This window comes from Parabacteroides gordonii MS-1 = DSM 23371 (genome assembly GCF_000969825.1).
Classification (GTDB): domain Bacteria; phylum Bacteroidota; class Bacteroidia; order Bacteroidales; family Tannerellaceae; genus Parabacteroides; species Parabacteroides gordonii.
In genome coordinates this window covers 812,192-834,771 of the sequence record NZ_KQ033920.1, presented here as the reverse complement: position 1 = coordinate 834,771, position 22,580 = coordinate 812,192, and the positions used below count along the sequence as shown (strand labels likewise).

16 protein-coding genes are annotated in these 22,580 nt (G+C 42.4%); 12 read left to right on the top strand and 4 right to left on the bottom strand.

Annotation, left to right across the window (positions count from 1 at the left end; translation table 11 throughout):
• Positions 1-13 precede the first annotated feature (13 nt).
• From HMPREF1536_RS20470 to HMPREF1536_RS20445, 6 genes are read left to right on the top strand one after another with little or no spacing between them, the layout of a single operon-like run.
• Positions 14-1,072 (top strand): fimbrillin family protein, encoded by a 1,059-nt coding sequence (locus tag HMPREF1536_RS20470; protein ID WP_028729288.1) that lies wholly within the window; start codon positions 14-16, stop codon positions 1,070-1,072.
• A 13-nt stretch (positions 1,073-1,085) separates the two neighbouring features.
• Positions 1,086-1,943, top strand: a complete 858-nt coding sequence (locus HMPREF1536_RS20465) for a fimbrillin family protein (RefSeq protein ID WP_028729289.1) — start codon at positions 1,086-1,088, stop codon at positions 1,941-1,943.
• 7 nt (positions 1,944-1,950) lie between these two features.
• A complete protein-coding gene (locus HMPREF1536_RS20460) occupies positions 1,951-2,832 on the top strand; it encodes a fimbrillin family protein (protein WP_028729290.1) in 882 nt (293 codons plus the stop codon).
• Positions 2,833-2,851: 19 nt separating this feature from the next.
• Complete coding sequence (locus tag HMPREF1536_RS20455) at positions 2,852-3,817, top strand: fimbrillin family protein (RefSeq protein WP_028729291.1); 966 nt, start codon at positions 2,852-2,854, stop codon at positions 3,815-3,817.
• A gap of 20 nt (positions 3,818-3,837) precedes the next feature.
• Positions 3,838-4,848: a fimbrillin family protein gene (locus tag HMPREF1536_RS20450; RefSeq protein ID WP_044193145.1), complete on the top strand. Its 1,011-nt coding sequence runs from the start codon at positions 3,838-3,840 to the stop codon at positions 4,846-4,848.
• A gap of 10 nt (positions 4,849-4,858) precedes the next feature.
• Entirely contained in the window at positions 4,859-5,788 is a 930-nt protein-coding gene (locus HMPREF1536_RS20445) for a DUF4906 domain-containing protein (RefSeq protein WP_028729293.1), read from the top strand.
• A 94-nt stretch (positions 5,789-5,882) separates the two neighbouring features.
• On the opposite strand, the gene HMPREF1536_RS20440 is transcribed toward HMPREF1536_RS20445, so the two are convergent.
• A complete protein-coding gene (locus HMPREF1536_RS20440) occupies positions 5,883-7,004 on the bottom strand; it encodes a tyrosine-type recombinase/integrase (protein ID WP_225608028.1) in 1,122 nt (373 codons plus the stop codon).
• Positions 7,005-7,192: 188 nt separating this feature from the next.
• On the opposite strand from HMPREF1536_RS20440, the gene HMPREF1536_RS27960 reads away from it, so the two are divergent.
• The 3 genes from HMPREF1536_RS27960 to HMPREF1536_RS20425 all read left to right on the top strand — a co-directional run bounded on the left by HMPREF1536_RS27960 (position 7,193) and on the right by HMPREF1536_RS20425 (position 10,071).
• Complete coding sequence (locus tag HMPREF1536_RS27960; RefSeq protein WP_167331518.1) at positions 7,193-7,351, top strand: hypothetical protein; 159 nt, start codon at positions 7,193-7,195, stop codon at positions 7,349-7,351.
• Positions 7,352-8,412: 1,061 nt separating this feature from the next.
• Positions 8,413-8,847: a hypothetical protein gene (locus HMPREF1536_RS20430; RefSeq protein WP_028729296.1), complete on the top strand. Its 435-nt coding sequence runs from the start codon at positions 8,413-8,415 to the stop codon at positions 8,845-8,847.
• Between the two features lie 9 nt (positions 8,848-8,856).
• Positions 8,857-10,071 carry a sodium ion-translocating decarboxylase subunit beta gene (locus HMPREF1536_RS20425; RefSeq protein ID WP_028729297.1) on the top strand — a complete coding sequence of 405 codons (1,215 nt, stop codon included), beginning with the start codon at positions 8,857-8,859 and terminating at the stop codon, positions 10,069-10,071.
• 76 nt (positions 10,072-10,147) lie between these two features.
• Here HMPREF1536_RS20425 and HMPREF1536_RS20420 read toward each other — a convergent pair whose 3' ends face one another.
• A complete protein-coding gene (locus tag HMPREF1536_RS20420) occupies positions 10,148-11,368 on the bottom strand; it encodes a tetratricopeptide repeat protein (protein WP_028729298.1) in 1,221 nt (406 codons plus the stop codon).
• A 40-nt stretch (positions 11,369-11,408) separates the two neighbouring features.
• Entirely contained in the window at positions 11,409-13,985 is a 2,577-nt protein-coding gene (gene gyrA / locus HMPREF1536_RS20415; RefSeq protein ID WP_028729299.1) for a DNA gyrase subunit A, read from the bottom strand.
• Between the two features lie 221 nt (positions 13,986-14,206).
• On the opposite strand from gyrA, the gene HMPREF1536_RS20410 reads away from it, so the two are divergent.
• Both HMPREF1536_RS20410 and htpG read left to right on the top strand, forming a co-directional pair.
• On the top strand, positions 14,207-16,774 hold the full coding sequence (locus tag HMPREF1536_RS20410) for an ATP-dependent Clp protease ATP-binding subunit (protein ID WP_028729300.1): 2,568 nt from the start codon (positions 14,207-14,209) through the stop codon (positions 16,772-16,774).
• A 113-nt stretch (positions 16,775-16,887) separates the two neighbouring features.
• Positions 16,888-18,939, top strand: coding sequence for a molecular chaperone HtpG (gene htpG / locus HMPREF1536_RS20405; RefSeq protein ID WP_028729301.1), 2,052 nt, complete (start codon positions 16,888-16,890; stop codon positions 18,937-18,939).
• A gap of 591 nt (positions 18,940-19,530) precedes the next feature.
• Here htpG and HMPREF1536_RS20400 read toward each other — a convergent pair.
• Positions 19,531-20,712, bottom strand: a complete 1,182-nt coding sequence (locus HMPREF1536_RS20400) for a VWA domain-containing protein (protein ID WP_028729302.1) — start codon at positions 20,710-20,712, stop codon at positions 19,531-19,533.
• 151 nt (positions 20,713-20,863) lie between these two features.
• Here HMPREF1536_RS20400 and HMPREF1536_RS20395 point away from each other — a divergent pair, with 151 nt between their 5' ends.
• Positions 20,864-22,555 (top strand): histidine kinase, encoded by a 1,692-nt coding sequence (locus HMPREF1536_RS20395; RefSeq protein ID WP_028729303.1) that lies wholly within the window; start codon positions 20,864-20,866, stop codon positions 22,553-22,555.
• Positions 22,556-22,580 lie beyond the last annotated feature (25 nt).

Genomic DNA, 22,580 nt, shown 5'->3' with positions numbered 1-22,580 from the left:
AAAGAATAAGAATATGAAACACATCGCAAACAAAATCACGACAGCAGGACTCGGACTCCTGTTAGTCGGCTGTACCGGACAGGAGTTGCCGGATGACGGTCGGGGAGTAGTCTCCCTGCAACCGCACTTCCTGACCGGCACGACTGACACTCGTTCCCTGGTAAACGGTACCGCCTCTGCAACCGGCAACGGTAATATCCATCAGGTAAACCTGTATGTTACTAAAAAAGCGGATAATGCAATCTATCCGGGTATCACCAATGGCACGGTAAACGGCCTTTCGCAATTTACCTATGACGGTACAGCGTGGACGGGCAATCCTACGGTTAATCTTCATAACGAGGAAGCTCGTATTTATGCTTATTATCCGGTAAATGTAAATCCTACGCATGTTGCCGGTGCTGATACACATACCATTCCGGTAACAGGTATAACCGCTACCCAGACCTTTAACGGAGCAAACACTTGGGTGTGTAATGTGACGGATTATTTATATGGCTCAACCAAACAAGATGCCGACGAGCAGATTATCGCCAGCAACCAATCGTTTGAACCTGCCATCTGGTTGCGTCATGCGTTGGCACAGGTCGTGTTTAAGATGCAAAGTGCTTCCGGACGTCCGGTAGATGCATACGATTACATCAAAAAGATCACGATGAAGACAACCGGTAGCCCTTCTTTCCTGACCGGTTCGGGAACGATGCAACTCAAAGATGGGGTGATGTCACTCAACGGTGGAGATATTAAGGAATTAACTTTTACACCGTCGGCCAATCCTGTTCAATGTGGTGCGAACAGCCAGTCTAAAGTAGTTGCCTACGGATTAGTAGCTCCTTTGTCTTCCGCATTATCAAACGTTACTTTAACGATTGATCTGGGAGATAAAAGCTCCGATACGAATAAACGAATATTGAGCGTAAAAAACGCAGGGTTTAATGTACAATGGTTAAAAGGGAAACGATATGTTTATAATCTAACCCTGACTAACCGTGAGATTGTGGTGAACGAGATCAAGATTACTCCCTGGACAGATGAAAACGGAACTGGTGATCTTCGCCCGGATGGCTTCTAAAAGATAATATACAATGAATATGATAAAAGAAAAAAACAAACAATGGCTATCTCTGCTGGTAGGAATTTCCTTGCTGACAGGTCTGGTCGCCTGCACTGGTGAGACTATGCTGTCTCCATCCGGAGAGGGAAAGCCTGTCATTGTGAATGCCGAAATAAACAGCGACCAACCGGTTACGGAGATAACCCGCGCGCAGATTGAAGAAAATACGTATGACAGATCGACATTTATTGCTAGCGACAAAATACGTATTACAAGAACAACTCTGGCAAATAGAAGTGAGGCGGCAGATTATCAGCTGGACGAAGACGGTCAGTGGACATCAACCAGTACACCGCTCACTTTACTGGCCGGAGCTTCTTATCAGGCCGTTTACCCGGCAGGTAATGATGCCGTAATTATATACGACCAGTCGTCGGTCGATAATTACATAAAAAGTAACCGGCTTGTCTCTGCTATTATAAAGGCTCCTCAAACAGAAAAACTGGGATTTACTTTCGAGCATCAAAACACAAAGTTAACACTCGTGTTTGCTCCAAAGGTGGCAAGTAGTCTACCGGCTGACTTTAGTTTTCAAGTGAGCGGTGCCGGTCTTCAGACAGGCGGAACGACTTCCGAATTTATAAAGCTGTATCATCCGGGCGATAAGACCTGGTGCGGAATCGTTCATCCCAAAGAGAGTGGAACTACGGCTATTACCATCACATTGACTTATAATGGGGTGAATTATAGTTCGACCATTAATTGTGCTTTGGCAGCCAAGACGCATTACCAATACACCCTGAGTCTTCGTGATGATATTCTTGTCCCGGAAGCGAATGGAATACTCGGGTGGACAGATGATTTTAATTATACAGGACCTATAGATTAAAACAGCTATGAGTGAATTGAATATAAAAACAGTTTATCTGGCAGGTTACCTGCTGTTGTCGCTGACTGCCTGTAGTAGTGAAGAACGGCTGAATACCGGAGAAGGAGAGGGACATCTTCTTGAAATCGGAGCGTCTATTTCCGAACCGGTTACAAGTCGTGCACTAGGTGCAGTCAGTTATGAGAAATCTTCGTTTGTTGGAAATGATATAATTAAGATTGGTACATCGGCAAATAATCTTAGCACAAACGGAATTTCCTATACATATAAAAATAAATCCGGTACACTGCGATGGCTCCCGACAGAAGGCGGAGATGGCATAACAACAAACGGCACGGGAAGTTATTATGCCTCTTACGATCCTGTAGGCTTTTCCAAAATTCTTGCCAATCAGAGTACAGTGGATGCTTATCAGAAAAGCAACCGACTGATCACTGATGCAACCAGTGTCTCCGGGAATAAGGTGAATTTTTCTTTTTATCCGGCAGCTTCAAAGATTACGGTTACTGTCGAATATCAGGATGCTCTTCATGTAGGTGTAAAAGTTCAGTTAATAGGGAATAATTTGTGCGGAACATCTACATCCGATGCCGTGACTTTATATTCTGTGACTTCTACTGGTAAAAAGCATCTGTATGTTGCTATTGTCTATCCAGAAGTTAATAAAAAATATAAAATACAAGTCACTAGCAAAGCAACGTCAACAAGTTCATCACTGGATTTAAAAACATATCCGAGTAGTGGAGAGGAAACCCGTACGCTTAAAGCCGGATGTAATTACACCTATAACTTCACCTCTACCTTCGGGTTGATTCTGAACAGCGTAAGTGTGGAAGACTTTAAAACGGGAACAGGAAATGGTACAGGAGATAACTGGGGAGCATCTTGATATTAAAACAACATAAATTATGAATAGAACGATATTATTTAAAATATTTCTACTGGTAGCCTGTATGGGGTGCACCGGTAATCTGCCGGAGAATGACGATAATGCACTCCAACTGAGTTCTGTCTCGGTAGACGAAGGGGGTATATCGAAAGGAACAGGAACGGTAACTTCCATCGATAAGGTTTGTGTGTATGTCGCCACAGAAGATTATCAGCCGTATGATGCGACCATACCTTCATTGGTTTTTACGAATGAGTCAGGTAACTGGACTTCCGATAAAGCGGTTATAATGCAGGATGGTGTAAATGCAAAGGTCTACGGTGTATTTCCGGCTGATGCAGGGATAACAAATGATAACGGCAACTTGAAAGTCAACGTAGAAGTCCTGAAAGGAGGCGATAATACATTGGATTTTCTGGGGAGCCAACAATCTGATTACTTATATTCGGCAGGAGTTTCTGCTTCTTATAGTGTCAGAACGATTTCACTAACCATGAAACATGCTATGGCGAAAGTAAGTTTCCGGATAGTAAAAGGGGCTGACGTTACCGAGACCTTGCTGTTAAAGCAGGTGAAAATTTTAAGTAACACCAACTTATTGCAAGCTGGTTCGGGATATATGTTGCTGAACGTTGCTACTGGTGCCGCAACCCTGAACGGTCTTGCGTCAACTTCCCAGATAACAATGGACAATAGTGCTGGAACCGAGTTGAAGACTGCGCAACCGTCACCCAATGTGACCTGTCTGGTTGCTCCGATGAGTACGTCCGAATCTGTTCTCTCGTTCAGTATTACTGTGGCTAAAGAGGGGGATACTTTGGAGCGTACGTTCACCACTTCTTCCATTTCTCCTGCCGTAAAATGGGAGGCCGGTTTTCATTATACTTACCGGATCACTGTCAACAAAATGAGTGGTGATGTGGATGGTGTGCTGATTGAAGACTGGCAGAACGATGCCAGCCAAAATACAAGTGTAGGTATCTGATAACTAAAAAACAGAATGATATGAAAATGATGAATAAACTGATAATCTCGATTAGCTGCATTTTGCTGGCCGGATGCAACGGCAGTTTGCCGGACTCCGGTGAGCAACAGGGAGAAGGGGAGCCGATAGACCTTTCTTTCAACTTATATAATGCAGTAGTATCCAAGGCGGACGAGAAAACAAAGCCCACGGTAAAGATGGCTGTAGGAACAGCCTTCCGGATTTATGCTTTCAAAGCCGGTGAAACAGATCTTACGAAGCCTATAGCATCGGCAGTATACACCGTTAAGGATGAGAATGGTAAATCGGAAGGTAATTTATCGCTTTATCGTGGAAGTTACGACTTCTACATGATTTCCAACAATACAAATACTGCTCCGAAACTGCCTGAAGGTACTAATTCCATAACAGTTGATAATGGAAACGACTTTATGTATAATATCATCACCAATGAGGTTATACAGCCCGAAAAGCCCGGTGAGAATAAGATGACAGTATCGCTGCGAGCTCCGTTTAGTCGCTTAGGGGCAAAAATCGATCTATCGGTGAAAGCAAAATCTAATTCACCCGTACCGGTTTCGGATTTAAAGGTCCAGAGTATAACAATTAAGAATTTGTCTTCACCGTTATGTTACAAATTAGGAGAAAAAGATTGGAGTACGGATAATAATCCTTCATATACAGAGACTAACGAGCATATGGTAACTGGATTCAGTATGCCCGAGTTTGCTACACAACCACATGATAATCTTAATCCTGTAGTTTTATTACCTGTGGATGGTTTAACCGATTTATTATTTGAACTGGTTCTGAATGTTACCTATACAGGAAAAGACAATAACGGTCAGGTTATCATTCTTTCTGATAACTTTACTTATAAGGCTTCTGTTTCCAAAGCATTAATAACAGGGATGAGATATAAATTTGATTTTACGCTGACATTCTTCGGAATCCTTAAACCTGGAGATATGACGGTTTCTTTGTTGGACTATACTGAAGAAGATCTGTCTACAGATCAAGTAGGTGAATAAAAAAGAGCTTATGAAAAATAAAATAATAGTATATGTACCGGTATTACTGACATTCATTTCATGTCTTTTTACCACCGGTTGTAGTTCTTCAGAAGAAGATACATCTAATGATGGTTTTCGGTTTTGTGTACAGCAGCCTCAATCTATAGATGTAGAAACGAAAGCTGTTTTAGGAGATGCTAGTGAATCAACAGAGATTTCAAATGCATGGATTGTCCAATATAATTCGGGAAGTGATAATATTCTTAATTGTCGATATATAACAGATGGATTTACAGGTAAAGAAAATGGATATTTGTTAGAGATAAAAACAGCAGATGATGCCTTTTCTAAAATTGCAAGTGATTTTTATATTATACTAATCTACAGAGCTTATGCCAAGTTAACATTGAATGTAAAGTTTCCAACAAATTCAAATGATTTCTTTGAAGTGAGTGAAGCCACAATAACTAATATTCCTAAAAATATGGCTTTATATGCCGGAGGAGGAGGTAATGCTAATTATCCGGATATCAATGATATAGAAACAGATCCGATAATATTATCCAGTGTTAGTACAAATGGAGGACCAGTAAGTTTCTACATGCCTGAAAATATCCGGGGAACAGGAAGTTCACTTACATTCCAGGGAAAGAATATCGTGAGCAATGGCCCCGGTGGTAATCTGAACGGCTGTACTTATCTGACGCTAAAAGGCAAATATTATTATAATAAAACTCAGTCGGGTGGAAATTATGTCCAAGATCCGATCGATGTAGAATATCGTTTCTATCTAGGTTCTAACCTGACTAACGACTATAATATTCGCCGGGATCATCATTACAAACTGACGGTTAATATAACAGGTGCCAATAGCGCCGACCTGCGTGTCACCATCACCAACGGCAATGTCGCCGTATTCGACGAAGTAGAAACAATAGAAAATAAAGTAGATTTTTAGTATCATGAATAAATCAGAGTTTTCAAAAAGTATAATAGAGTAGGGGACGTTAGAATACGTCCCCTGTTTTTTCCCATCTGATAAAGAAATATATTTACCAGGTTGTCTGGAATATTTTAACCGCTATCAATGCCAGAATATTTTTGCATTTCCTGGCGATTGACATTTTATTCGAGGTCATCGGAATTATAGCTTTCGAAATTTTCTTTTTCACAACCTGATTTCTACGCTTTGTCTCTACCTTTTCCGGTTTGATTTCAGAATTGCGTATCAGGTTGTTAAGCATGTTATCGGCAGCCCTGTCTATCTTGGAAACAGATAACTTCCCGAGGTAAATTTCTGTTGTCTGCAACGACATGTGTCCCAGCGACTGGCTGATAACGCCAATCTCGGTACCCGCTTCCAGCATCATTGACGCCCAACTGTGACGCATCACATAAGTAGTAAGCGGATGGAGATATCCCCGTGCTTCTCCGATCTCGTTCAAATAACGGTTGGTACGATGCAGAGCCGACTGAGCACTAACGTAGCCAACGCCTTGCATTTTCTCATGTAGGAACGGAAACAACCAGGGATTATATTTCTGCCTGTACATACGTATGATCCTGACCATTTCCGGAGTGATCTTTACTTGCAGGGAAGCTCCGGTTTTACTACGCCTGTAATGTAAATAATCATCTTTAATGTTCTCCTGCCGCATATTGAACGCATCGATAAAACACATTCCCCGGGCATAAAACAAGAATAGCGCCAGATGTAAAGCAGAAGCCAGGTGAGGGGTTGCAGAGAGGTCAAGTTCAGACAGTCTCTTAATCTCTTCCTTGGGAAGTGCTCTTTTGCGGGTAGAGGGTACTTTTATATGCAAAGTCGTAAAAGGATTGCCGGCTGGCGGCATAAATCGTAATTCTTTTACAACCTTGTTATACATGGCTCTCAAATTGCGCAGATAAAAGTCCTGACTGCCCGGGGTAAGGGTAGTGTTTTTGGAACGTTCATTTTGCATGAGCCATAGTAGATACTGTTGTATCATACTAGGGGTAAAATCAGCTATTGTGACCTGGTTTACTTTGCGGCCAAGAAAGGCCGATAATTTGTTCCAGGAACTCTGATAATTTGCAGCTGTTCTTTCTTTACCTGCTTCAGCTTTGATACGAATCAACTTTTCGAAGCAATCACGTAAGAGTGGATAACTCTCATTTGTCTCATAATTTATCATAATCGTAATTTTTAGTCTGACAAAAATGCATGTAATTCGTAGGATGTCTAGGATATAACATAACAAAAACAGCTTCTGTAGGTTGAAAAAGGAGCAAAAAAACTTTTTTTCAAATAATCCGGTAAGCTGATAGGGGTATTTTCATTTTCTCTGTCTCATATATAAAGTTGAACTAAAAATGGAAAAAAATGGAAACAACAGAAAGAGAAAATCAAGCACCCATGTTGTGGTACTGGAGTATTCCTGAGAATGGAATGGATATGGAAGATTGCGAAAAAATAGCAAAGGAAAACCGAACTAATCGACAGAATAACAAATACATGGATATGTATATCGCGTTTGTATAGAGGCTATATATACATCAGGACAAAAAGGCATGTAGAGTATCAACCGAGATACATACATGTCTTTTTAACATTTATTAGCATATGATCCTGAAACATAAATAATAAGCGCTTTGTTATAATATCGAATAAAATATAGTTCTCATGCGAGAATAATATTTCTGGATCTTATACATGCTAGAAATAACAGAAATTTATTCTGTATTCAGAACTAAATAAACCTTATCATTGTTATAATGATAAACAGGACTTACAAGATTCTGTAATAATTATGTTAGTAGTATTTGTTTTTTCATATAAGTAGAGTTTGTTATTTGTTTGGTCCGTATGTAACTGTGAAGTTATATACGGATTTTTTATTGCCTGTATGCTTTTATTACCGATATGTGGCTCCGGATATCTTTATTCTAGTATTATTTATAATTCTCATTATGTTTAATAGATATTTGTAAACTCTCTATCTATCGTTTATTTCCCCTTGAGATCCCCGATCAACACAAATTTTTTCAACATTTATTATCTAAAGAGTGTTGTATGTTAAATAACTGTTCTATCTTCGCGGCGCGATGAAAAAAGTATTGCTGATATTATCATTTCTGTTTCTGCTATTGCTAAATATGCAGGTAAAGCTTGAAGATAAAGATATTTTATCTCCACAGGAAATGACTTTCATCTGCAATAACGTAAAACACCCATTACAGGACGAATTAAAAAATTACGACTTAAACCAGGGACATAATACAACCTATTGTCTTACTACCCGTACGTTAGTTATCTCCACAAGATGTGAGCGTCCGTTTAAAGTAACAACCCGACTTCTCGAACTATTTCTGCAAAAGGAACAAAAGATACTGAATAAAGTCTCTGAAACCTTTTTAATAACACAATCTATAAAATTCTCCACTCTTCGTATGCGATCAGGCCATTGGGTCTACGTGTTGCGAAAAATAATTATTTAGCTTATCTCTTTTGATTATTTCTATTTATTGTCTGCGTGCGATTGCAGACAGTGACTAATCGTGTGCCTATATGGCATATTATATCAGATATTAAATTAAATAATTATGTTAAGTCTATTACTTTCTACCCTGGAAATGATGGCTCTGACCTTCATTATTGGGTTTATAGTGGCCGGTGTGATCAAACTTATTTCAGTTTGGGCCGATTCTCTGGAGTTTCATCATAGTGAAGAACTTTCACAATTTAGCAAACTCAATAAGTTGCGTGCCAAGATTGGTGAAATACTCGGGTTGGATTCCGTTAACGAAGAAGAACAAACGGATGATGAACGCGAAGAATTCCGTCAAGGTGTAAACAGCGACCTTCTTCATATAAAACCTTCCGGATATTATCATGGTGTAAGCCACGGTGCTTCTCATTTGGATCTGATGGATTATTATTATCCACAGGATACTCGTATTATGTATCTGAAGAAAAAAGAACAGATGATAAGAAAAAGCAATACAAACAAAGAAGAAAATCCTTCTACCGATAAATAAAAGACAGATATGGAAAACGTTGATTTTTTAAGTTTGTTCCAGGGATTTGGAACAATGGTTGCCGGTGGATGGGTACTGGCAGTAGCTCGTGTTTTTTTGATTACTCTTGGCGGCCTACTCGTGTATTTAGGCTGGAAAGGAGTTTTGGAACCTATGGTAATGATCCCTATGGGATTAGGTATGGTTGCGATCAATTGTGGTACGCTGATGATGCCTGAAGGTGGCCTGGGAAACCTGTTTCTGGATCCGATGCTTTCTAATACGGACGAATTAATGAATACGATGCAGATTGATTTTCTCCAACCTGTATATACGCTTACCTTTAGTAATGGCTTGATAGCCTGTTTTGTGTTTATGGGAATCGGGACTTTGCTGGATGTCGGCTTTTTGCTTCAGAAACCATTTGCCAGTCTTTTTCTGGCTCTTTGTGCCGAACTGGGAACCTTCCTGACAGTTCCTATTGCCAGTGCATTCGGTTTGTCTTTAAAGGAAAGTGCTTCTGTTGCTATGGTTGGCGGTGCTGACGGCCCGATGGTTCTGTTTACGTCATTGATTTTGGCAAAACATTTGTTTGTTCCTATTACGGTAGTTGCTTACTTGTATCTGGGACTGACTTACGGAGGATATCCTTACCTGGTAAAACTCCTGATCCCGCAACGGTTGCGTGCTATAAAGATGACGACTACCAAGCCGCCTAAGAATTATGATGCAAAGGTTAAACTTGCATTTGCCGTTATTTTGTGTGCAGTTTTGAGCTTCTTATTCCCTGTAGCCTCTCCCCTTTTCTTTTCATTGTTCCTGGGAGTTGCCGTTCGTGAATCAGGCATGAAACATATTTATGATTTTGTGAGCGGGCCGTTATTGTATGGTTCAACTTTCATGTTAGGGTTACTGCTCGGTGTATTGTGTGACGCCAAATTGCTTCTCGATCCTAAGATTCTGAAATTGCTGGTGTTGGGTGTTACAGCATTGCTTCTTTCCGGTATCGGAGGTATTATGGGCGGTTATATTATGTATTTCATTAAACGCGGCAACTATAACCCGGTAATCGGTATCGCAGCTGTGAGCTGTGTACCTACAACTGCAAAGGTTGCCCAGAAGCTGGTTAGCAAGGAGAATCCGGACTCTTTCATTTTAGGGGATGCATTAGGCGCCAATATCTCGGGTGTCATTACATCGGCTATTATCACCGGTATTTACATAACGATTATCCCTTATCTGTAAAGACAGGGATCTTCTAAGACAAAAAAATAGCCGCCCCGATTGGGACGGCTATTTTTGTATTCAATAGAAATGATTATTATTTGTTCATTTCAGCTTCGATAGCTTCCAGTTCCGGGCCCATATTCAGGTTGTAATAGATACCTCTTAAGGCAATCTTATATTCTGATTCATCCGGTTTCAGCTGGTGAGCTTTTTCGAAATAAGGAAGAGCTTTCTTGAAAAGATCCTTAGCTACTGTCAGTTCTTCCTGATATTTCTTGCTGTCGTTGATCATGTTAGCTTCACCCTGTTTGTTTACACCTTGGTTGTAATATACACGGCCAAGACTTGACAGAGATTCAACTGCTTCAGGATTCAGTTCCAATGCTTTTGAGAAGTACTTTTCAGCGTTAGCATAATCCTTCAAACCTGTTTCATAAACCATACCCATTACGTGATATAGCTGTGAATTGTTAGGATCTTTAGCGATAGCTGTATTCAAATATTCGATAGCTTTTTCGTTTCTGCCTGAATAGATGTAGTTGTTGATCAGGTTCATCAGGTAATATTCTTCGTTCGGGAACTTAGCCATACCTTCTTCCAGTACCTTTTCAAAGTTTACAGTGTCTTTAGCCTGCTGATATTCGTAAGCCAGATACTGATAAATATCATTCTGTCTGAAATCTGTGTCTTTAGCACGGCTCAATGCCTTGATAGCCGTAGGAGAATCTCCCAGCTGAGTAGCAGCAACAGCAGCATAGAACTGAACAGTCATGAATGTAGAGTCTTTTTCTGCAGTCTGAGTGCCTTCGAACATCGGTAATTCAGAGATTTCCAGATATTGGTTGAAGAAATCGTATGCTTTCTTATAATCTTTCTGATCGAAATAATAAGCACCACCGTTGAAATAATATACGTGGTCAGCACTTAAGATACTCTTGATATCTTTAGAATATTTAGGTTTGATTTTACCTTTTTCATTCGGAAGCTGATCCAGTTCGTAAGCTTTCTTGAAATAAGGAAGGATAGCGATCAATGCATCGTACATAACCGGTTCGTTCGGTTGCTGTCCCAGAATTTGTTTTGTTCTTTCTGCACTGAACTGCTGATCTTCGATAAAACCGGCAACATACCAAGTCTGAGCGTCATCCTTTGTTTCAGGATTTTCCAATGCGCCCTTGATTAATGCTCTGGCTTCAGTGAAATCAGCCTTGTCTCCTTTTGCTATTCCTTGTGCCTCCTTAACGGCTTTCTTTTGAGCGAAAGAGGCAGATGATGCTGCAACGCATAATGCAACTGTTAATAATAATCGTTTCATTGTGATAGTAATTTGAGATTAATATTTCTATTTGTTTAAATTATTCATTTGTTGTCTCCTCAGTATCGTTAGCGATATCTTCAGATCCTCCAAAATCGGTTATTTCTCCTTTGTTTTCATTCTGAGCGTCCTGTTCAGCATTTTCTTCGTTCACCTGCTCTTCCGATTCGGATAAAACCTTACATACAGAGGCTATTTCATCGTTACGTTTACCTAAGTTGATCAGTCGGACACCTTGTGTGGCGCGGCCGATTACATTCAAGTCGGTTACCTTCATACGAATAGTGATACCTGATTTATTAATGATCATGATATCATTTTCTTCTGTAACATTTTTGATGGCAACAAGTTTACCGGTCTTTTCTGTAATGTTAAGTGTTTTTACACCCTTACCACCACGGTTGGTCATACGGTAATCTTCTACGATCGAACGTTTTCCGTAACCCTGTTCAGAAACAACCAATACTGTATCGGTTTCTTTATCCTTGATACATACCATTCCTACTACTTCATCGGAAGGATCTTCGTCCAATGTCATACCTCTTACTCCGGATGCTGTACGTCCCATGACGCGCACCGCACTTTCGTGGAAACGAATAGCCCGTCCGTTGCGGTTTGCGATCAAGACTTCATTGTTGCCGTTAGTCATACATACTTCGATCAGGCCGTCGTCTTCACGTAGTGTGATAGCGTTCACACCATTCTGACGCGGACGTGAGTATGCTTCAAGCAATGTTTTCTTGATAACACCTTTCTTTGTACAGAACAACAGGTAATGTGAGTTGATAAATTCAGTGTCAGTTGTCAGTTTTTTAACGCGGATGAAAGCATTTACTTTATCATCCGGTTCAATATTCAATAAGTTCTGGATAGCTCTACCCTTTGCATTCTTCGCTCCTTCGGGGATTTCGAATACCTTCAGCCAATAGCATTTACCTTTTGCCGTAAAGATCAGCAGGGTGGCATGCATGGAAGCCGGGTAAATATACTCAACGAAGTCTGCATCACGTGTTTCAGAACCCTTGGCTCCTACTCCGCCACGTCCCTGTGCACGGAATTCACTCAACGGCGTACGTTTGATGTAACCCATGTGTGAGATCGTGATGATCATTTCATCGTCAGCATAGAAGTCTTCAGGATTCAGTTCTTCAGAAGCATATACGATATCCGTTTTACGTTCGTCACCGTATTTATCTTTTACTTCCTGCAATTCATCTTTGATCACTTCCATACGGGTATCCTCGTTTTCAAGGATTTCTTTTAAGCGGGCAATCAATTTCTCGATCTCTTCGTATTCAGCGCGCAGCTTATCCTGTTCCAGTCCGGTCAACTGGCGCAGTCTCATTTCTACGATAGCACGAGCCTGTACATCTGATAAAGAGAAACGTTCCATCAAACGCTCGATCGCTTCGTTCGGGCTCTTGGATGATTTGATGATAGCGATTACTTCATCGATATTGTCGGATGCAATGATCAGACCTTCCAGGATATGAGCTCTTTCTTCCGCTTTCTTCAGTTCGAATCTTGTACGGCGGATCACCACTTCATGACGATGATCGACGAAAGCCTTGATCATGTCTTTCAGGTTCAACTGGCGCGGGCGGCCGTTGACCAGGGCGATATTATTTACACTGAAAGAAGATTGCAAAGCGGTCAGCTTATACAATTTGTTCAGAACAACGCTGGAGTTTGCATCACGTTTTACATCGACAACGATACGCATACCGTTACGGTCTGACTCGTCGTTTACGTTAGAAATACCTTCGATACGTTTATCGTTAACCAGGTCGGCGATATACTTGATCAGTTCTGCCTTATTAACAAGGTAAGGAATTTCTGAAATAATGATCTTTTCGTGATTGTTTTCTACTTCGATCTCAGCTTTACCGCGAAGAATGATGCGTCCCCTACCGGTTTCGAAAGCATCCTTTACACCTGCATAACCATAGATCGTTGCACCAGTCGGGAAGTCGGGAGCTTTTACATATTCCATCAAGCCTTCCACGTCGATGTCTCCACGGGCATCTATATAGGCCATAGAAGCATCCAGCACTTCACTCATGTTATGAGGCGGCATGTTCGTTGCCATACCTACTGCGATACCGGAAGCACCATTCACCAACAAGTTCGGGATACGAGTCGGAAGTACTGTCGGTTCTTTCAGCGTGTCATCGAAGTTCAGCTGGAAGTCTACTGTGTCTTTGTCAATATCACGAAGCATTTCTTCGGCAAGCTTGCTCAAACGTGCTTCGGTGTAACGCATTGCCGCCGGACTATCGCCGTCGACCGAACCAAAGTTACCTTGTCCGTCTACCAACGGATAACGTAAGGACCATGTTTGTGCCATACGAACCATCGCAAAATATACGGAAGAGTCTCCGTGCGGATGGTACTTACCTAAAACTTCTCCAACAATTCTCGCAGATTTCTTATAAGGTTTATCGGATGTATTACCTAATTCATTCATCCCGAACAACACACGACGGTGAACCGGTTTAAAACCATCCCTAACATCCGGAAGGGCGCGCGAAACAATTACAGACATTGAATAGTCAATGTATGCAGATTTCATTTCCTCCTCGATGTTAATCTTAATAATTCTGTCTTGATCAACCATTTAGTTTTATATTAATTACACTCAATATCTCACCTTTCAAAAAGTGCACTAAGGTAACGCTTTTCCCTTTATCACGAAAGTTTTTACCCTGAAATTTTATTATTCAGAAATATTGGGGTTTTCTTAAGGAATAATGGCACGGATTTTGTTAGTTATATAGAGAGAGTTTATTAATTTTGCATTCACAGTACATTATTATAATAGATAGGATTCATATAGGTATGAAAAATAATTATTCAAAAAGGTTGATGGACGTTATTGAATATAGCCGTGAAGAAGCTGCAAGGCTTCAGAACAGTTATATCGGGCCGGAACATTTGATGCTTGGTATCATACGCGACGGTGAAGGTAAAGCCATGCGGTTATTACATGATTTACACGCCGACGTACACGATATAAAGAAGAGAATCGAACAAGAGATCAAAAATACATTTGATACGGAAGAGTCCGAGCTACACGATATCGCCATCAGCAAAACTACAGAACGCGTACTACGTATGAGTATGCTGGAGTCACGTTTGTTCAAAACAGACGAGACAGGCACGGAACATCTGCTTTTGGCTATTTTGAAGGAAGAATTCAACGTGGCAGCAAAGGCATTGAGCGAAGCCGGTATAAACTATCGCAATGTATACAATAATCTTATAAACGGTACGGATATGAACCGGATGGAAGAACTGGAAGAAGTCGATGAGATCAGCGATGGTTACACCGACGACGAAGACGACGATGAAGAAGACTTCTCTTCCCGCAAGGAATCCCCCCGCTCCTCTTCCGGTGCGGGAGCAGGTGCTGCCCAGCCGAAATCGCCGAACGATACTCCGGTATTGGATAACTTCGGTACGGACATGACACGCGCTGCTTCGGAAAACCGCCTGGATCCGATCGTAGGCCGTGAAAAGGAGATCGAGCGTCTGGCACAGATCCTGAGCCGCCGTAAAAAGAATAATCCGGTGCTGATCGGTGAGCCGGGTGTCGGTAAATCCGCTATCGTGGAAGGATTGGCCCTGCGTATCATCCAGCGTAAAGTGTCACGCGTATTGTTCGACAAGCGTGTGATCAGTCTGGATATGGCATCGATCGTGGCAGGTACCAAGTATCGCGGACAGTTTGAAGAACGTATCAAAGCGATTCTGAACGAACTTTCCAAGAACCCGAATATCATCTTGTTCATCGATGAAATACATACCATTGTAGGTGCAGGTTCGGCCTCCGGCTCGATGGATGCCGCCAATATGCTGAAACCGGCCTTGGCGCGTGGTGAAATACAATGTATCGGTGCGACGACACTTGACGAGTATCGTAAGAATATCGAGAAAGACGGTGCACTGGAACGTCGTTTCCAGAAAGTGATCGTCGATCCGACAACTGCGGAAGAAACATTGCAGATCCTGAAAAATATCAAGCCCCGTTACGAAGAACACCATAATGTGATCTATACCGACGAGGCGCTGGATGCATGTGTGAAACTGACAGAACGATATATCAGCGACCGTAACTTCCCGGATAAGGCAATCGATGCACTCGACGAAGCCGGTTCTCGCGTACATATATCTAATATCACAGTTCCGAAGAGTATCGAAGAACTGGAAGCAAAGATTGAAGATACAAAGACCGAAAAACTGGCAGCCGTCAAGTCGCAGAACTTCGAACTGGCAGCAAGTTTCCGCGATAAAGAACGCCAGTACCTGTTGCAACTGGAAGCGGCTAAAGCCAAGTGGGAACAGGAATTGCAGGAACACCGTGAAACGGTAGACGAGGAGAAAGTGGCCGAAGTGGTAGCTATGATGTCAGGTGTGCCGGTTCAGCGAATTGCAAAGGCCGAAAACCTGAGACTGCTGGAAATGGCAGAGAATCTAAAAAAGCAGGTCGTAGGTCAGGACGATGCCGTGCAGAAGATTGTAAAAGCTATCCAGCGTAATCGTGTAGGGTTGAAAGATCCGAACAAACCGATCGGAACATTCATGTTCCTCGGTCCGACAGGTGTCGGTAAGACTCACCTGGCAAAGAAGTTGGCAGAATACCTGTTCGACTCGGCAGACGCCTTGGTACGTATCGACATGAGCGAATACCTGGAAAAGTTTGCGGTATCCCGTCTGATCGGGGCACCTCCGGGATATGTAGGATATGAAGAAGGTGGTCAGTTGACTGAAAAGGTTCGCCGTAAACCCTACTCTGTCGTATTGCTCGACGAGATTGAAAAAGCGCACCCCGATGTATTCAACCTGTTGTTGCAGGTATTGGATGAAGGCCGCCTGACTGACAGTCTTGGCAGACGGATCGACTTTAAAAATACGATCCTGATCATGACTTCCAATATCGGTACACGCCAGTTGAAAGATTTCGGCCGCGGTGTCGGTTTCAGCTCGCAGGCAGCCGGTGAAATGGATAAGGACTTCTCACGCAGTGTGATTCAGAAAGCGTTGAACAAGGCGTTTGCTCCGGAATTCCTGAACCGTGTGGACGACATTATCATGTTCGACCAGCTTGATAAAGATGCAATCCATAAGATCATCGATATTGAGTTACAGGGACTTTACAAACGTGTTTGTGGTCTGGGCTACGAGTTGGTTCTTACCGACGAGGCAAAAGACTTCATCGCAACGAAGGGCTACGACGTACAGTTCGGTGCCCGTCCGCTGAAGCGTGCCATCCAGAAATACCTGGAAGATGAAATGGCCGAATTGATTATCCGTGCATCCGTTGGCGAAGGCGATAAGATCGTTGTCGACTTCAATAAGGATGAACAGAAAATAGTAACATCCGTACAGAAGAAAGAACAGGCATAAGCCGTTTCTGTCGGTAATAAAGTCAAAATGTCAGATAGAACCTATCTGGCATTTTTTTTGTTTATACCGTATCGTCAAACGAATTATTAATACATAATAAAAATATAAACGATATGGCTAAACAAGGAAACATTGGTGTTACAAGCGAGAACATCTTCCCGATCATTAAGAAGTTTTTGTACAGTGATCACGAAATCTTTCTTCGTGAATTAGTATCGAATGCTGTAGATGCTACACAGAAATTAAAGACCCTTTCATCCGTCGGTGAATTCAAAGGCGAACTGGGCGACCTGACCGTTCATGTCAGTTTTGACGACAAGACCATCAAGATCTCTGACCGTGGTATCGGTATGACAGCCGAAGAAATCGACAAATACATCAACCAGATCGCTTTCTCCGGTGCAGAAGAATTCGTAGAAAAATATAAGAATGATGCAGCAGCCATCATCGGACACTTCGGTCTTGGCTTCTACTCCTCTTTCATGGTATCAAAGAAGGTGGAGATCGTAACCAAATCATACAAGGAAGGTGCCGTTCCTATGAAATGGAGCTGCGACGGAACTCCCGAATATACATTGGAAGAAACGCAGAAAGAAGATCGTGGTACCGATATTATCCTGTATATCGACGACGAAAATCAAGACTTCCTTAATAAGGAAAAGATTAGCGGCCTGCTGACTAAATATTGTCGCTTCCTCCCCGTCCCCATCGCATTCGGTAAGAAGCAGGAATGGAAAGACGGTAAATATGTCGATACCGACCAAGACAATATCGTTAACGACATTACTCCGGCATGGGTTCGTAAACCGACCGACATGACGGATGAAGATTATAAGAAGTTCTATCAGGATCTGTATCCGATGTCGGAAGAACCGTTGTTCTGGATTCACCTGAATGTGGATTATCCATTCAACCTGACCGGTATCTTGTATTTCCCGCGTATCAAGAGCAATCTCGACCTGCATCGTAATAAGATCCAGTTATACAGCAACCAGGTATTCGTTACCGACTCTGTAGAAGGTATCGTTCCCGAATTCCTGACATTGTTGCACGGTGTACTCGACTCTCCGGATATTCCTCTGAACGTATCCCGTTCTTACTTGCAGAGCGATCAGAACGTGAAGAAGATCTCCAACCACATCACAAAGAAAGTGGCTGACCGTCTGGAAGAAATGTTCAAGAACGACCGTCCCCAGTTTGAAGAAAAATGGGACAGCCTGAAACTATTCATCCAGTATGGTATGCTGAGCGACGAAAAGTTCTACGACCGTGCTGCCAAGTTCGCTCTTTTGAAAGATGTAGACGGTAAATACTATACATTCGAAGAATATAAAGCGTTGGTTGAAGCCAACCAGACAGATAAGGAAGGCAACCTGATCTATCTGTACACAACAAACGCAAACGACCAGTACAGCTATATCCAGGCTGCTAAAGACAAAGCATACAGTGTATTGATCATGGACGGCCAGTTGGATGTACATGCCATCAGCCAGATGGAACAGAAGTTCGACAAGACTCGTTTCGTGCGTGTTGACAGCGATACAATCGACAACCTGATCCGTAAAGACACAAACAACCAAGTAACGCTGGATGAAGATCAGAAGAACGCTTTGCAGGAAATGTTCAGGAGCCAGCTGCCGAAGATCGAAAAGACCGACTTTATCGTTACTTTCGAAGCATTGGGTGAAAATTCAAACCCTGTGATGCTGACTCAGAGCGAATATATGCGTCGTATGCGTGAAATGTCGGCCATGCAGCCGGGTATGTCCTTCTACGGTGAAATGCCCGACAACTACAACCTGGTATTGAACACAGATCACGAATTGGTTAAAAAAGTTCTTTCCGAAGAAGAACAGAACTGCGAAGAAAAGCTGAAACCGATCCTGGCTGACCTGAAAGGCTGGAAAGCCCGTCAGAGTGATTTGCGCGAAGCTCAGAACAGCAAGAAAGAAGAAGAAATTACTTCTGCTGAAAAAGAAGATATGACGAACACGAACCATAAGATCGACGAATTGACAGCACAACGCAACGCTATCCTGGCAGAATATGCCGGCAACAACAAGCTGGTCAGCCAATTGATCGACCTGGCATTACTGGCCAACGGTATGCTGAAAGGCGAAGCATTGAGCCAGTTCATCAAACGCAGTGTTCAGATGATCGGTTAACAGAGTAAAACAGCTTACTGTATATAAAAATGTTATATAAACCATTCACCCTTCACCTGAATAAGGTTAGCACCTTGTCATACAAGGTGTTATAGCGAAAATAACGGGTGAATGGTTGGATGATAAGGTGAAGGGATTCTTTAAACCCTTCACCTTATTTTTTTATATTATCGTACAGTAGAAGCCTGGCTATTATCTAGTAACTCTAAAGTCTTTTACTTTTATCTCAAACACTATAACCTCTTCGCTTTTCAATATGGATCGTTAAGCTTGCCGACATAGGTCGTTAAGCTTTGCTACGTACATCAGTAAGCTTAACGACCTACGTCAGCAAGTAAACAAGTACCTTCCTTCGTCTTAGCTTTCAATAGCTTTGAACTTACTTTCCTTATATGTATTCCTTTATACTTCGAAGGGTGAAAGGTTACTTTAAACCTTTCACCCTTTTATCCAACCATTCACCTTCTATTTTTCATCGTAATAACCTATACGATAGATTGTTACTGTAATGAAAGTGAAGGGTGAATGGTTTTTATGTAAAATTACTATGTAAAAACCGAGAAGGGTTGTCTCTTACCTGAATGTCTGTATTCACTTTGTTTCTACCGTATACCCTTTCAGGTTGGCGAATGTCAGGATCGAGCTGGTGATAGCATTTCCTAGATCGTCTCCGCTGTCGCTTCCCTCCTTTTTAAGTTCTTCTTCGATATAGGCCTGCCGTTTGATTGCCAGTTCGGCTATCTCCTTTTGCAGGGCGGTTCTCTCCCCTTCTTTTTGGGTGATGATCTTTTTTATTTCTTCGTTCGATTTGCCTTTCAACTCTTCGGGTAGTTCCTCCTTTCGGATGCTTGACAAGATGTTCTTATCTTCTTTCATCTTGTCGACCAGATCCCAAGAGGTATTTTTATAAACGGCTTTCGATTTGCTTACGGCACGCTCGGTATAGTTGGCGGATGAAATGGCATTGGCGTTTTGGTCTTGCACGACCTGGTTTATTTTACGTTCCTTTCCAATGCTACCGTAACTGATATATGTATCGTTCAGTTTCTCGTTACAAAGAATGATTTGTGGATCAAAAGGTGTTTTGATCTGGCGGGTGACGGCATTGGCATCTATATTGAAGAATTTACCTTTTCCATGAATCGCGGCATCCTGCCAGAAGTCGCGGATACCCATTTCTTCATTGCCGCAATGGATCGTATTGACGAAGATATTACCATTTACCGCTTCGGCGATGGCTGTTTTGTAAGGGACAGAACCTTGCGTGAAGATTTCATTTCCGGCAATATAGATCAACTTCATATCACTTTCGTTGCGTCCCCATTCCAGTTCCTTTACAGCCTTGCGGATGACGGTACCGCAGTATTCTTCGCTTCCGCTTGTCGTAAGGGCGAATAACTCTTGGGAGATCAGGTCGAGATCGACGGTCAGCGGAGTGATTTGCCGGATATAGTCTCCACCGTATAATTTATAGCTGCCGTATTCGTAGAGGGAGATCTCTATCTCCGGTGTTTCGCCTTTAAACTTCAGGGTGGTCAATGTATTGACGATATTCCATAAGCGTGACTTGGCCTGTTCAATCAGTCCCTGCATACTGCCGGAAGTGTCCAGAAGGATAGCGACCTGTATTTTTGTCTTATTGGCGGCCGGTGTGTTTGCTACCTGAACGATGGCCGGATCTGCTTTCGGGGTTGCGTTTCTGGCTTCCAGTACGCAGCCGACTGCGGTTGTTAATGCTGTAAATAAGAAGCATAGTAGAATAATTCTTTTCATATTCAGAAATTTTTAATAGGTTTATGGTTCAAAAATAGGATGTTAAAAGTTAGGATTCCGGACAGAATGGGTGAACCGGGCTTCTGAGTTGGTGAAATATAGGATATAAATGTTTTAAATATGTTTACTTTACAATCTCAATAGAAACTATATGGATAAATTGGCTGCATACCTGACAATATTACTGCTAAGCTGTCTTTCTGTGACTGCCGGGGCACAGGACTCGGTTCGTACTGAACGGAAAAGCAGTGCCAAAAAGGCATTAATGAATCTGTCCAAATCGCTCGAAAGTGGGAAGTCGGACGAGTCGGTAGCACTCGATTACGAAGCATTGGCCAAGACGCTTGCCCTTCAGGGTGAGTTCAAGAAAGCCGAAAGCTATCTGAGCCAAGCCCGTTCTTTATTCCATCAACTCCGTAACCAGGAAAAGACCGCCCAGATCGACCGGGAGATCGGACGGATGCAGGAAGCACAGGGAAAGATACAGGAAGCGATTCTCAGTTATAACAATGCCTGGCGTTTATCGCAGGATACAACTTTTAAGGCATTGAATATGAATGATGTCAACCGCTTAAAGAATATCTCTAATCCGGTCGGTCAATCTCCTTATATTCAAAGAAATATAGAAATACTGAATACCTCTCAGAAGCCGGAACAACGGGAAGACCGGGTTGCGGCCTTTCAACAGATGGCCTATGTCAATATGAAAATGGATGATAAGCAGGCAGCCCTCAGTAACCTGAACAGTGCGTTGGAAGAAGTAAAAGATCAACCGATGGAAGTCATCAAGGTACAAAGGGAGATTGCAAAGGTATATGTAGCCGACAGCCAGCAGGTAAAAGCATTGGCTTCTTTGCAGGAGTCTTACGACTTGGCACTGAAAGAGGGTCATACGATGGAAGCAAAGAAAAGTCTGGAACAGTTGGTGGCACAATACCGGAAAGAAAATCAGCCGCGTAAAGCACTCGACCTGTATGCGGACTTCATGGGTAGGCTGGAACCTCTGGTCAAGGCTGACAGCACGCTGATAGATCAGAAATTCTTCCAGGCGCATGAAGCACGGATCGCCCAACTGGAAAAGGAACGTGCCTTGAAAGATGAACTGATCAGGAAAAAGAACACCTTTAACTATGTATTGCAGGGATCGATTGTACTGGTTCTCGTGTTCCTTCTTTTTATAGTAAAAGCCTGGTATTCGATCAAAAAGAAGAATAAGAAGATTGCCCTTCAGTCGCTACGGCGCGAGATGAACCCGCATTTCATCTTTAACAGCCTGAATAGCGTCAACCAGTTTATCGCCCAGAACAATGAGTTGGAAGCCAATAAATACCTCTCTTCCTATTCACGCCTGATGCGGAATATCCTGGAGAATTCGAATAAGGATTTTACACCTCTTTCAACCGAGCTGGAGCAACTGAAAGAATATCTGGATCTGGAACATATGCGTTTCAATGATAAGTTCGTTTATGAGATAGAAGTGGACGAGTCGCTCGATACCGACCGGGTATTAGTGCCTAATATGCTGATCCAACCTCATTTGGAAAATGCGATCTGGCACGGCCTGCGATATAAAGAGTCGGGCGGCTTACTGAAACTGTCGGTTAAGGCAGATGGCAACTATCTGTCTGTTACGATCGAAGACAATGGCATCGGCCTGAAAAAAAGCAACGAATTGAAAACCCGTCACCAGAAAGAACACCGCTCGCGTGGCCTCACAAACACCCACGAACGGATCAACCTGCTGAATAGTTTATACAACACCTGCATAACGATGGAAATAACCGAAAAGGAAGGCGAAGATACAGGCGTTGTCGTGCGGATCAGATTCCCTTTCAATGCCTGATAGCTACTGTTTTCTGACAGGATAT